The following is an 11,871-nucleotide window of genomic DNA, read 5'->3' as shown; positions in this document are numbered from 1 at the left end:
CGTGAACCAGATGTTGTCGTTCTCCGTCACCGTGCGCCCGACCCGGCACCGGTATACGTCGCCGACGTTGAAGTCCTCGAAGTAACGTCCTTCCCAGCCCTGTACGACCGCCATGGGAGATCTCCTTCCGGGCAAGAGTGGCGCCGACACCCACAAGACGTCAATACCCCGAAAGCGGGAATGACGTCTTGTGGGGTCGCGGCGTTGCTGCCGCAGATTAGCATAAGCCACGGTGAAGAGTGAAAACCACTCCAGGAATCACCGCGCCTTGAACACGATGTCGCCGAAGTAGGCCGTCGCGGACTCGCCGGTATTATCAGTATCGGTCATCACCGCCACGCCGGAGATGCGCGGCGGGTCGCCGCCGAAAGCCTTCCGGTAATCCTCGACGAGATTGCGCGACTCCGTCACCCACTGGCCGACCTTGCCGTTGCCGCTTTGCACCACGAACATCCGGACGCGGCCGGTGTAGGGGTTGGGGACAACGGTTCCCACCGGGCTCTTGCTCTCCCAGATGTAGTTCACGGCCCCCAGGGGCGGGTATTCCCCGTGGGCGAAGCGGATGGCTTCGTACTTGGCGCGCTCGAAGAACCCCACCTTGCTGCTGTCGTACCTGAAGGTGATGTACAGCCGGGCCGGATAGTCGTCGCCGTCCTTGCGGGTGACGTCGCCCTTCTTCAGGACGTTCTCGACCTTCCAGCGCCACTCCACCACGGGATGCTGCATCGGGTCGATGTCCACCTTGCGCACCAGTCCCGAAGCTGAGGCTTGGCTCACCGCCTTGACCGCCACGTTCCCGCCGTCCTCCACGAGCGAGTACTCCGTGTGCTTCTCGATCTTGTCGAAGGTGAGCGGTTCCCAGCCGTCGGGGAAGGGTCCGCCGGCGTTCGCGGCCGAGAAATTTCCGACATCCAGCGTCGCCGGCGACTGTGCACCGAGGGTCGCCGCCGTTACGGTGAGGGCAAGAGCTGTCAGCATGGACCAAATTGGCATTCAACGCCTCCTCTCTGTATAGTACCGCACACCCATGATGGATTTCACCCTCACCGAGGACCAGGTGCAGCTCCGGGAGGAGATCCGCAAGGTTTGCCAGGACTTTTCCGACCCCTATTGGCGGGCGGTGGACGCCAAGGGCGAGTATCCGGAGGCGTTCGTGAGCAAGCTCACGGAGCTGGGCTGGCTGGCGGCGTTGATCCCGGAGGAGTACGGCGGCATCGGACTCGGCATCACCGAGGCGAGCATCATCCTGGAGGAGATCAACCGCTGGGGCGGCAACGCCACCGCGTGCCACGCGCAGATGTACACCATGGGCACCGTGCTGCGGCACGGCAGCGAGGAGCAGAAGCGGCGCTACCTGCCCGGCGTGGCCAGCGGCGAGCTGCGGCTCCAGGCGTTCGGGGTCACCGAGCCCGACTCCGGCTCCGAGACCACGCGCATCCGCACCACCGCCGTGCGCAAGGGCGACCGCTACGTGATCAACGGGCAGAAGATCTTTATTTCGCGGGTGTTGCAGTCGGATCTGATGCTGCTGCTGGCGCGCACCACGCCCTACGACGAGCTCGAGGACAAGACCCGCGGCCTGTCGGCGTTCCTCGTGGACATCCGGGAAGCGGGCGACGCGCTGGACGTAAAGCCCCTGGACATGATGATCAATCATCATACCAACGCGCTCTTCTTCTCCGACCTGGAGGTGCCGGCCGAGAACCTCATCGGCGAGGAAGGCATGGGCTTTCGCTACATCATCGACGGCTGGAACGCGGAGCGCGTGCTAATCGCCGCCGAGGCGGTGGGGGACGGCCGCTGGTTCGTGGAGCGGGCATCGCGCTACGCGGGCGAGCGCAAGGTGTTCGGCCGCCCCATCGGCGCCAACCAGGGAATCCAGTTTCCCATCGCCCAGGCCTACGCGCACATCGAGGCGGCGGACTTGGTGCGCTGGCACGCCGCCTCCAAGTTCGACCGCGGCGAGCGTTGCGGCGCCGAGGCCAACATGGCCAAGCTGCTCGCCTCCGAAGCCGCGTGGGAAGCGGCCAACGCCTGCATCACCACCCACGGCGGCTACGGGCTGTCGGTGGACTACGACGTGGAGCGCAAGTTCCGCGAGACCCGGCTGCTGACCATCGCGCCGGTGAGCAACAACCTGGTGCTGGCCTATCTGGGGCAGCATGTACTGGGGATGCCGCGGTCGTACTGAGTGAGAGAAACGACCATGGATTTGCAACGTTCCTGGATGTTCGTGCCGGGCCACCGGCAACGAATGATCGACAAGGCGCTGGGGCTGGACGCCGACGCGCTCATGCTGGACATCGAGGACGGCGTGGCGCCGGCGGAGAAGGACGAGGCCCGGCGTCTCATCGGCGAGGCGCTGGGGCGCGAGCGCAGCCCTGGGCAGCCCCTGCGCTACGTGCGCATCAACGCCATCGGCCACCAGCGCATGGAGGACGACCTCGCCGCGGTGCTGCGCCCGGGGTTGGACGGGCTGGTGCTGCCCAAGGTGGAGTCGCCCGAAGAGATCGCCACCGTGGAGTCGTTGGTGGCGGAGCACGAGGCGTCCACGGGCACGACGGTGAAGATGCTGGTAGCCATCGAGAGCCCCAGAGGACTCCTTGCCGCGCCGGCTATAGCCGGTTGCTCGCCGCGCGTCGTCGGGCTCATGTTCGGCGCGGAGGACTTCGGTCGGGAACTGGGGCTCCCCACCTCGCGGGAAGGCGAGGCCCAGGAGTTGCTCTACGCGCGCTCGGCCATGGTGGTGGCCGCGGCTTCGGCTCACGTCCAGGCGGTGGACGGAGTCTGGGTGGATCTCCAGGATCCGGACGGCTTGGCGCGGTTCGCGCTGCAGTCGCGGCGCCTGGGCTTCACCGGCATGTCATCCATCCATCCGGCCCAGATCGCGCCCATCAACGCGGCCTTCAGCCCCGGTCCCGAGGAGATCGACTACGCCCGCAAGGTCATCGAGGCTTACGAGGAGGCCGCCGCCCGCGGCGACGGCTCGGTGGCCTTCGGCGGCCAACTCATAGACCGGCCCATCATCGAGCGCGCGCGCCGGACCCTGGAGTTGGCCGAGGCCCTGGGCAGCGTATAACCGGGCGGGGGGCGAGCACGTGATATCGGATCGGGTCCAGGCGTGGGTTCAGTATCCGTCATGGCCCCAAACTGAGGAGCGCACCAGCCCATGCCCAAGGTAGAGAACGCCGACAACATCCGCTGCCTCACCGCCACCAATCCCGGCTACATGACGCTTCGGGGGACGAACCAGTACCTCCTGGGCGAACGGGACATTACGGTCATCGACGTGGCCCTGGGTTCGGACGAGAACATCGACGGGCTGCTGGCCGAGATGGAGGCGCTGGGCGGGAGCCGCATCACCCGCATCCTGCTGACCCACATCCACATGGACCACTGCGGCGGCGCGCTGGCGCTCAAGGAGCGCACGGGCGCCGAAGTGGGAATTTCACGGGTGCGCGCGGGCCATCTGGGCGGCGAGGACTTCACCTACGACGAAGGCGACCGCATCCCCTATGACGGTGGCGAGTTGGAGGTGGTGTTCACGCCGGGACACGAGGCCGGGCATTGCTGCTTCTACGAACGCGAAAAGAAGATCCTCTTCTCCGGAGACCACATCCTCGGCAAGGGCACCACGGTGGTGCCGGCCGGCGAAGGGAACATGGTCCACTACATGGAGTCCCTCGAGAAGCTCCTCTCGCTGGACATCCGCCTGCTGCTTCCCGGGCACGGCCCGTTCGTCACCGAGCCCATGGCCAAGATCCGGGAGTACATCGACCACCGGCTGATGCGCGAGGAGCAGATCCTCCAGGGGCTCCGTGAAGGCCGCCATTCCATCGCCGAACTGGTGGCGGTCATCTACGTGGACTACCCCCAGGCCCTGATGCGCGTGGCCCGCTCGTCCGTCGAGGCCCACCTCTTGAAGCTCATGGTCGAGGAGCGGGTGTATCGGGAAGGCGACCGGTACCTCCTGACAGGCTCTCCCTCCGCTTGAACCTTGTAAATCGGGCACCATGGTGCCTGATTTGCAACCATCCCCACGGGGTTACCGATGGACGAATTGCTCTGCGAGGGCAGGGGAAGCGGTCTGACGCTGCGTCTTCACCGCTTCGATCATCGGCGTCACCACCCCGCCGCCGGCGGCCACACCTCCACGAGCACCACGGGCAACCCTTCTTGAGACAGGCGGGCGCCGTACTCCCGTGCCGCGGCCTCGCCGCTGAAGGTTCCGAGGCGGACCCGATAGTAGCCTTCATGGGACTCTATCACTACCGGCCTGTCGTGCCGGCTCTCGAGGCGGGCCTTCAGTTCACGGGCCTTGTCCAGGTCCGAGAACGCTCCGACCTGCAAGGTGTAGTCCAGACGCTCGGGGATGGCCGTCAGCGGGTATCCGCCGGTATCCACGACGTCCACGCGCACCGGCGCCGTTCCCGGCCGGATCATGTCCACCGCGCGGGCGGCGGCGTAGGAGAGGTCGATCACCCGGTTCTTCACGAACGGGCCGCGGTCGTTGATCAGCACGGTCACGGACTTGCCGTTGGTGAGATTGGTGACTTCCACGCTGGAACCCAGCGGCAGGGTCTGGTGCGCGGCGGTCATGCCGTGCTGGTCGTAGACGGTGCCGCTGGTGGTCTTCTTCCCGTGGAAGCCGGGGCCGTACCACGAGGCGATGCCTTCCTGCGAGAGCGCCACCGCGGGAGGCGTGGGGACGCGGGGAGTGTCCGGCGACACCGACACGCCGGGCGACGGATCGTGCTTCGCGGGGTCCGGTTTCGAGGGCGCGCACGCGGAAAGCGCCACGAGTGTTGCGATGGCCCAGGGCCAAACGCGGCCGTGCGGGCGCCAACGGAGTGTGGGAACCATCGCTTTCCGATTATACCGGAATGCCGGTTTCATGAAAGTGGCGCACCTTCATACGGCTTCCACGGGGGGCGGGCGCTCGTCCGGCTCGTTTACGGCCCGGTGCCGGTTGTGGTAACTTTTTGATTCGCTGGCACGTTGCCCGCGTTCGGGGTCGACGGGCCGGCAAGCATTCCGGCAACCTCGACCCGGCGGTCGGGTGCCGGCTGACTCTGCTGGAGGAGAGTGTCGCGCCATGTCCGGACATTCCAAATGGAGCACCATCAAGCACAAGAAGGCGGCCAAGGACGCCAAGCGGGGCAAGCTGTTCACCAAGTTCATCAAGGAGATCACGGCGGCGGCGCGCATGGGTGGTGGGGATATCGCGGCCAACCCGCGCCTGCGCACCGCCGTGCAGACCGCCCGTGACAACAGCATGCCCAACGACAACATCGAGCGCGCCATCAAGAAGGGCACGGGCGAGCTCGAAGGGGTGGCCTACGAGGAGGTCAGCTACGAGGGTTACGGCCCGGGCGGCGCCGCCTTCCTCGTGCAGGTGCTGACGGACAACCGCAAGCGCACGGTGTCCGACATCCGGCACCTTTTCAACAAGCACGGCGGCAGCCTCGGCGAGACCGGCTGCGTCGCATGGATGTTCGACAGCAAGGGGCTCATCGTCGTGTCCAAGGACGCGGTGGACGAGGAAGAGCTGATCGGACTGACTCTCGAGGCCGGCGCCGAGGACGTCACCGAGAGCGATAACGTCTACGAGATCGTCACCGCGCCCGAGGACTTCAACGCGGTCCGGGAAAGCCTCGACAACGCCAAGATCGCGGTGATCTCGGCCGAAGTCACCATGATCCCCAAGAACACCACGACCCTCGGTGAGAAGGAGGCGGAGCGCACCCTCAGCCTCACCGAGGAGCTCGAGGACCACGACGACGTCCAGAGCGTCGCGGCGAACTTCGACATACCGGACGAGATGCTCGAGAATGCCGGTTGATGCCGGCGGGATCGGAGAAGGTCCTATCGAAACGATCCTGGGCATAGACCCCGGAACCATTAAGACCGGCTGGGGCGTCATCCGCGTCGACGGAAGCCGGCTCCGGCATGTCGCCCACGGGACCGTGCGAGCCGCCGCGACCCTGTCGCAGGACCGTCGCCTCCAACGCATCTTCACCGAGCTGACCCGCGTCGTCCGGGAGCACCAGCCCACCCACGTCAGCCTGGAGAAGGTCTTTCTCGCGCGCAACGTCCAGAGCGCGTTGAAGCTCGGCCAGGTGCGCGGCGTGGCGCTGCTGGCCGCCGCGGAAGGCGGCGTGCCGGTGGCCGAGTACAACTCGGTGCAGGTCAAGAAGGCGGTGACGGGCTACGGGCACGCGAGCAAGGCACAGATACAGCAGATGGTCGCCGCGCTCCTGGAACTCTCCGCCGAACCGCAGGAGGATGCCGCCGACGCGCTGGCGGCGGCCATATGCCACGGCCATCTGTGCGCGTTCCGCACCAGTGCCGCCGCAACGGGTCGGAGGGGAAGAAGCTCGCGCGGACTGCGGTGGCCGGTGGAGGCCCTGCCCGGCGGCAAGGGGTGAGGGTCGGATGTGATCGCCAAGGTTCGCGGCACACTGGACCACAAGGCGCCGGGCGAGGTCATCGTCGACGTCGGCGGCGTCGGCTACCAGCTCTACACGGCATTGAGCGTGTTCTACCGGCTGCCGGAGGTGGGAGAGCCGGTGAGCCTGCTCGTCTACACACACGTCCGGGAAGACGCCATCCAGTTGTTCGGCTTCTTCGATCCGGCGGAGAAGCAGGCGTTCACGCTGCTCACCGGGGTGTCGGGCATCGGCCCGCGGCTGGCGCTCAACATCCTGTCGGGCCTGGCCGCGGGTGAGCTGCTGGCCGCCCTGCGGGACGGCGACGTCGCCCGCCTGGTGTCGATCCCCGGGATCGGCAAGCGCATGGCGGATCGCATGGTCGTGGAACTGCGTGATAAAGTAGCGGGGTTGCCGGAAAGCGCTCCGGAGTCGGCCACGGTGGATCCGGGAGTCCGCGGCGACGCGGTGTCGGCGCTGGTGAACCTGGGTTACCGCCGCGCGGATGCGGAGCGGGTGGTGCGGCGGTTGCTGGACCAGGGTACCGCCGATCTGGAGACCGTGCTCAAGGAAGCCCTGCGCCAGCTCAGCCTTTAGCGTACGTACCGGCCGGCCGCGCGCTGAAACGCCTTCATGGAAAACAGGACCATCTCGCCCACGGGCACGGAAGAGGACGTCGTCTACGACTCGAGCCTGCGGCCGCGGCGCTTCAGCGAATACGTCGGTCAGGACAAGGTCAAGGCCAACCTCGCCGTCGCCATCACCGCGGCCAAGCGGCGCGGTGACGTCCTCGACCACCTGCTGTTCCACGGCCCTCCCGGGCTCGGCAAGACCTCCCTGGCGCACCTCATCTCGCACGAGATGGGGGTGGACATCCGCCCCACCTCGGGTCCGGTGATCGAGCGCCCCGGCGACCTCGCCGCGCTCCTCACCAACCTGGACGCGGGCGACATCCTCTTCATCGACGAGATCCATCGCCTCAACCACGTGGTGGAGGAGGTGCTCTACCCGGCCATGGAAGACTTCCAGGTGGACGTGATGATCGGTCAGGGTCCCGGCGCCAAGTCCATCAAGCTCGATCTCAAGCGCTTCACCCTCGTCGGCGCCACCACCCGTTCCGGCCTCTTGACCCCGGCGTTGCGCAACCGCTTCGGCGCGGTGTTCCGTCTCGACTTCTACGAGCCGGAGGTGCTGGCCCGGTTGCTCGCCCGCTCGGCGGCGCTCCTGGGCGTGGGCGGCGACGACGCCGGCTTCATGGAGATCGCGCGCCGCTCCCGCGGCACGCCGCGCATCGCCAACCGGCTGCTGCGCCGGGTGCGGGACTACGCGGAGGTCCACGGCGAGGGCAGGGTCACCCGGCCGGTGGCGTGCCGCGCGCTGGAGATGCTGGAGGTGGATGAGCAGGGGTGCGACAAGATGGACACGCTGATCCTCGCCACCATCATCGACAAGTTCGACGGTGGTCCGGTGGGTCTGGATACCCTCGCCGCCGCCATCGGCGAGGAGCGCGGCACCGTCGAGGATGCCTACGAGCCCTACCTCATCCAGGCGGGTTTCCTGGAGCGGAGACCGCAGGGCCGGGTGGCCACGCCGGTGGCCTACCGGCACCTGGGACGGTCGCAGTCGGCGTCCCGCGTGGACCGGGAGAAGCGGCAGAAGCGTTTGCTGTAGGCGTCGCGCGAGGCGCTTCCCCTCACGAGCCGGGTCTTTCCAGGACGGTCATTTCCTTTGTGCTTTGCCGGTGGAAACGTTAGTGTGATTCCGTGCATTCGTATTCCGTGCCGGAGGAAGCCGGTATGGCCGCTCCAATGAGCAGCACAGCCAAGGCCGAGGAAGAGCACGCGCGGGCGCTGCAATCCGCGGAACGCAGGCGGCGCCGGCGCGAAGGGTGGCTGATCCTCATCAGTTCCCTGTTGATCCTCCTGTTCGCGTTCTTCGAGGATATCCTTCCGGACGTTTCCGCGGACTACACCCTCGTCAGCAACATCGCGTTCTTCCTGCTGGTCAACCTCAACATCATCCTGCTGGCGCTGCTGGTGTTCCTGGTGGTGCGGAACCTCCTGAAGCTGGTGCTGGACAGGCGCCGGCGCATCCTGGGCTCCCGCCTCCAGGCCCGCCTGGTGTTCGCTTTCATCGGCCTCTCGCTGGTGCCCACCGTGCTGCTGTTCCTGACCGCCGGAAGCCTGGTGACCCGGTCGGTGGACAAATGGTTCGACGCCCAGGTGGTCAACGCGCTCAGGGGCTCCCTCGACATCAGCTCCACCTACTACCAGAACTCCGCCGACAACGCGCTTTTCTTCGCGCGCCAGCTCAGCCACCGCATCGGCGACGTGAAGCTCTTCGAGTCGAAGAACCTCGACGGTCTGAAGCGCCTGGTGGAGGAGAAGCAGCGGGAATACAACCTCGGCACGGTGGAGGTCTACAAGCCGGACGGGACGGCCCTGGTGAAGGCGTTCAACGACCAGGTGCCCACCGGAGTGACGGTGCGGCCCCGGGCGGATTTTCTCGACAGCGCGTTGCGCGGCCTCGAGGTGACGCGCAGCGAGGGGCTGGGCGACGGCGACGTGCTGCGCGGCGCGGTGCCGGTCTACGGCGAGGGCCGCCGGATCATCGGCGCGGTGGTGGTGGACTACTTCGTGCCCGCGAGCGTCAGCAAGAAGGCGCAGGCGATCTCGCGGTCGTACGAAGAGTACAAGCACATGGCCATCCTCAACAAGCCGGTGAAGAACGCGTACATGCTGACGCTGCTGCTCATCACGCTGGTCATGATCTTCGCGGCCTCGTGGTTCGGCTTTGCGCTGGCCAAGGGGATCACGGTGCCGATCCAGCAGTTGGCCGAGGGCACGCACGAAGTGGCCCACGGCAACCTGGACTACCGTATCGAGAGCGGCGGCGACGACGAGATCGGCACCCTGGTGTCTTCGTTCAACCAGATGACCGAGGACCTCAAGCACACCCAGTCCGAACTGGATCAGCGCCGGCAATACATGGAGACGCTGCTCGCCAACATCACCGCCGGTGTGATCTCGGTGGACCGGTCCGGAAAGGTGACCATCGTCAACAAGGCCGCGGAGCTGATGCTGGACATCGCGGCCGAGGACGTGCTCCGCCGGCCTTACGAGGAGGCGCTTCAGGCCCCGAACCTGTGGCCGTTGCTCGACGTCATCCAACAGGTCAAGGGCAGCGCCGGCGTGGAACGCGATATACGCATCGTGGGCCGCGACGGACCCCTGACTCTCATGACCGCGGCCGCCAGCCTCCGGGACGACGACGGCAACACGCTCGGCATCATGGTCTTCATCGAGAACCTCACCGAGATCCAGAGCGTGCAGCGGGTGGAGGCGTGGCGCGAGGTGGCGCGCCGCATCGCCCACGAGATCAAGAACCCTCTGACGCCGATCCAGCTCTCGGCGCAGCGCCTGCGCAAGCGCTACGAGAACGTCCTGGACGGTGACGGCGCCGTGCTCGACAAGTGTACGTCCACCATCATCCGGCAGGTGGAGGAGCTCAAGACGCTGGTGAACGAGTTCTCGAACTTCGCGCGGCTGCCCACGGCGAAGCTTGCCCCCGATGACTTGAACGACGTGGTGCGGGAAGCGCTGTTCCTTGTCAAGGAAGGTCACCGGGAAGTCGAGTTCGATTTCTCGGAGCAGGATTCCGTTCCGCTGGTGGAGCTGGACCGCGAGCAGATCAAGCGCGCGTTGTTCAACCTGCTGGACAATGCGGTGGCGTCCCTGAACGGCGGCGGACGCATCGAGATCGCCACGCGCTACGACGAAGCCTTCGGCATGGTGCGGCTGGAGGTGGCGGACGAGGGCGAGGGCATCGCCCGGGAGGACCGGGGGCGGATCTTCGAGCCGTACTATTCGACCAAGGAGGACGGCACCGGACTGGGGCTTTCCATCGTCGGCACCATCGTGGCCGACCACCGGGGATATATTCGCGTGCGCCAGAACCAGCCCCGCGGCACGCGCTTCATCATCGAGTTGCCCGCGGCCGCGCAGGCCGAGCCGCTCGACGTCCGAACGAGCGAGGCGTCCTGACGCGGGACCGCGGAAGGCGGGGAAACCGCGCGGCGTTTCAAGTGGAGGATTCAGAGACGATGCAGGCAGCGCAACGAACGGTGCTGGTGGTGGACGATGAGGACGTCATCCGCGATACCGTACGCGAGATCCTCGCCGACGAGGGTTACCGTGTGATCGCGGCGACCGAGGGGTCCGAGGTGCTGCGGCTTGTGACGCAGGAGGCGCCGGACGTAATCCTGCTGGACATCTGGATGCCCGAGATGGATGGCATCGTGCTGCTCAAGCAGATCAAGAGTGCGCATCCGGACGCCCGCGTCATCATGATCTCGGGCCACGGGAGCATCCACACGGCGGTGACCGCCACCAAGCTGGGCGCCTTCGACTTCATCGAGAAGCCGCTCTCTCTCGACGGGCTGCTGGCGACCATCAAGCGCGCCTGCGGCGACGCGCGGCGCGAGGGTCCGGCGGCGGAGCAGCAGTTGCGGCTGCACCAGGCGGCGCCGTGGTCCAGCGCCGTTTCCGCCGATGGCGCGGTGCGCCAAAAAACTCTCCGGAAGAGCGTCGTGGCCAACGGCCTGGGCCTGCATTCGGGGGTCAGCACCGGCGTCATCCTGCACCCGCTGCCGGAGAACAGCGGCATTCACTTCGGCGGCATCTCCGGCGATGCCACGGTCCCGGCCCATCTGGACTGCGTGCGCTCCACCGATTTTGCCACGTCGTTGCGCCGCGGCGGCGTGGTGGTGGGCACCGTGGAGCACCTGATGGCGGCCCTGCACGCCTACGGCATCACCAACCTGCTGATCAAGATGTACGGTGAGATTCCCATCATGGACGGCTCGGCCATCGAGTTCTGCCGCCTGATCGAGGAGGCCGGGGTGGAAGAGCAGGAGGGGACGTGCCCGGAGATCGTCATCGACCGGACCCTGAGCGTGAGCGGGGACGGGCCGGAGGAGATCGTCATCGAACCGGCCGACGTCTTCACGGTGCACTACCGCCTGCGCTACCCGAGTCCCGTGGGCAGTCAGGAATACACCTACATCCACCGGGGGGCGGAGTCGTTTCGGGACGAGATCGCGCCGGCGCGGACCTTCGGCTTCCTGCGCGATTTCGAGAAGCTCGAACGGCTGGGCTTGATCAAGGGCGGCCGCCTCGGCAACTGCATCCTCGTCGACGACGAGCGCGTGATCAACACCTCCCTGCGCTTCGAGGATGAGTTCGCGCGGCACAAGATACTGGACATCGTCGGCGACTTCTCGCTCATGGGCCGCCCCATTCGCGGCCGGGTGCGCGCGCGGATGACGGGCCACGCCGACAATATCGCGCTCTTGCGGCGCGTCGCGGACACCTACGGCGTCCCCGGACTCGAGACCGGCGCCGGCGTCCATGCCGCGGCGGAGCCGGCACGCTGATTCTTCCAT

At 66.7% G+C, this 11,871-nt stretch carries 12 protein-coding genes and 1 pseudogene; 9 read left to right on the top strand and 4 right to left on the bottom strand.

Features of this window, described 5'->3' with window-relative positions:
* Window positions 1–114: MaoC family dehydratase (locus OXU42_11105; GenBank protein MDE0029933.1), on the bottom strand; the 114-nt coding region annotated here is incomplete at its 3' end.
* Between the two features lie 144 nt (window positions 115–258).
* The gene (locus tag OXU42_11100; GenBank protein ID MDE0029932.1) at window positions 259–993 is read right to left on the bottom strand and encodes a DUF3047 domain-containing protein; all 735 of its coding nucleotides are present in this window, start codon (window positions 991–993) and stop codon (window positions 259–261) included.
* Window positions 994–1,030: 37 nt separating this feature from the next.
* On the opposite strand from OXU42_11100, the gene OXU42_11095 reads away from it, so the two are divergent.
* The 3 genes from OXU42_11095 to OXU42_11085 all read left to right on the top strand — a co-directional run bounded on the left by OXU42_11095 (window position 1,031) and on the right by OXU42_11085 (window position 3,994).
* The gene (locus tag OXU42_11095; protein MDE0029931.1) at window positions 1,031–2,191 is read left to right on the top strand and encodes an acyl-CoA/acyl-ACP dehydrogenase; all 1,161 of its coding nucleotides are present in this window, start codon (window positions 1,031–1,033) and stop codon (window positions 2,189–2,191) included.
* A gap of 15 nt (window positions 2,192–2,206) precedes the next feature.
* Window positions 2,207–3,079 carry a CoA ester lyase gene (locus OXU42_11090; GenBank protein MDE0029930.1) on the top strand — a complete coding sequence of 291 codons (873 nt, stop codon included), beginning with the start codon at window positions 2,207–2,209 and terminating at the stop codon, window positions 3,077–3,079.
* A gap of 90 nt (window positions 3,080–3,169) precedes the next feature.
* The gene (locus OXU42_11085) at window positions 3,170–3,994 is read left to right on the top strand and encodes an MBL fold metallo-hydrolase (GenBank protein MDE0029929.1); all 825 of its coding nucleotides are present in this window, start codon (window positions 3,170–3,172) and stop codon (window positions 3,992–3,994) included.
* A gap of 128 nt (window positions 3,995–4,122) precedes the next feature.
* On the opposite strand, the gene OXU42_11080 is transcribed toward OXU42_11085, so the two are convergent.
* Window positions 4,123–4,404, bottom strand: coding sequence for an SPOR domain-containing protein (locus OXU42_11080; protein MDE0029928.1), 282 nt, complete (start codon window positions 4,402–4,404; stop codon window positions 4,123–4,125).
* Window positions 4,402–4,707 (bottom strand): annotated as a pseudogene (locus OXU42_11075) (septal ring lytic transglycosylase RlpA family protein). The gene OXU42_11080 and the pseudogene OXU42_11075 overlap by 3 nt, the downstream one beginning before the upstream one ends.
* A gap of 388 nt (window positions 4,708–5,095) precedes the next feature.
* Between OXU42_11075 and OXU42_11070 the strand changes: the two are divergent.
* The 6 genes from OXU42_11070 to lpxC all read left to right on the top strand — a co-directional run bounded on the left by OXU42_11070 (window position 5,096) and on the right by lpxC (window position 11,862).
* Window positions 5,096–5,842, top strand: a complete 747-nt coding sequence (locus tag OXU42_11070) for a YebC/PmpR family DNA-binding transcriptional regulator (protein ID MDE0029927.1) — start codon at window positions 5,096–5,098, stop codon at window positions 5,840–5,842.
* On the top strand, window positions 5,832–6,428 hold the full coding sequence (gene ruvC, locus OXU42_11065) for a crossover junction endodeoxyribonuclease RuvC (GenBank protein ID MDE0029926.1): 597 nt from the start codon (window positions 5,832–5,834) through the stop codon (window positions 6,426–6,428). The genes OXU42_11070 and ruvC overlap by 11 nt, the downstream gene beginning before the upstream one ends.
* A 9-nt stretch (window positions 6,429–6,437) precedes the next feature.
* On the top strand, window positions 6,438–7,025 hold the full coding sequence (ruvA, locus tag OXU42_11060; GenBank protein MDE0029925.1) for a Holliday junction branch migration protein RuvA: 588 nt from the start codon (window positions 6,438–6,440) through the stop codon (window positions 7,023–7,025).
* 36 nt (window positions 7,026–7,061) lie between these two features.
* A complete protein-coding gene (gene ruvB / locus OXU42_11055) occupies window positions 7,062–8,099 on the top strand; it encodes a Holliday junction branch migration DNA helicase RuvB (protein MDE0029924.1) in 1,038 nt (345 codons plus the stop codon).
* Between the two features lie 125 nt (window positions 8,100–8,224).
* On the top strand, window positions 8,225–10,471 hold the full coding sequence (locus OXU42_11050) for an ATP-binding protein (protein ID MDE0029923.1): 2,247 nt from the start codon (window positions 8,225–8,227) through the stop codon (window positions 10,469–10,471).
* A 59-nt stretch (window positions 10,472–10,530) separates the two neighbouring features.
* Entirely contained in the window at window positions 10,531–11,862 is a 1,332-nt protein-coding gene (gene lpxC, locus OXU42_11045) for a UDP-3-O-acyl-N-acetylglucosamine deacetylase (GenBank protein MDE0029922.1), read from the top strand.
* Window positions 11,863–11,871: the final 9 nt, after the last annotated feature.

It is taken from the genome of Deltaproteobacteria bacterium (genome assembly GCA_028818775.1).
Lineage (GTDB): Bacteria > Desulfobacterota > Binatia > UBA9968 > JAJDTQ01 > JAJDTQ01.
This window is presented reverse-complemented; position numbering and strand designations above follow the sequence as displayed.

Coding starts and splice junctions, on each gene's coding strand:
- lpxC (MDE0029922.1), top strand. CDS start 10,531: ATGCAGGCAGCGCAACGAACGGTGCTGGTGGTGGACGATGAGGACGTC.
- OXU42_11070 (MDE0029927.1), top strand. CDS start 5,096: ATGTCCGGACATTCCAAATGGAGCACCATCAAGCACAAGAAGGCGGCC.
- OXU42_11090 (MDE0029930.1), top strand. CDS start 2,207: ATGGATTTGCAACGTTCCTGGATGTTCGTGCCGGGCCACCGGCAACGA.
- OXU42_11085 (MDE0029929.1), top strand. CDS start 3,170: ATGCCCAAGGTAGAGAACGCCGACAACATCCGCTGCCTCACCGCCACC.
- OXU42_11050 (MDE0029923.1), top strand. CDS start 8,225: ATGGCCGCTCCAATGAGCAGCACAGCCAAGGCCGAGGAAGAGCACGCG.
- OXU42_11100 (MDE0029932.1), bottom strand. CDS start 993: ATGCCAATTTGGTCCATGCTGACAGCTCTTGCCCTCACCGTAACGGCG.
- OXU42_11095 (MDE0029931.1), top strand. CDS start 1,031: ATGGATTTCACCCTCACCGAGGACCAGGTGCAGCTCCGGGAGGAGATC.
- ruvC (MDE0029926.1), top strand. CDS start 5,832: ATGCCGGTTGATGCCGGCGGGATCGGAGAAGGTCCTATCGAAACGATC.
- ruvB (MDE0029924.1), top strand. CDS start 7,062: ATGGAAAACAGGACCATCTCGCCCACGGGCACGGAAGAGGACGTCGTC.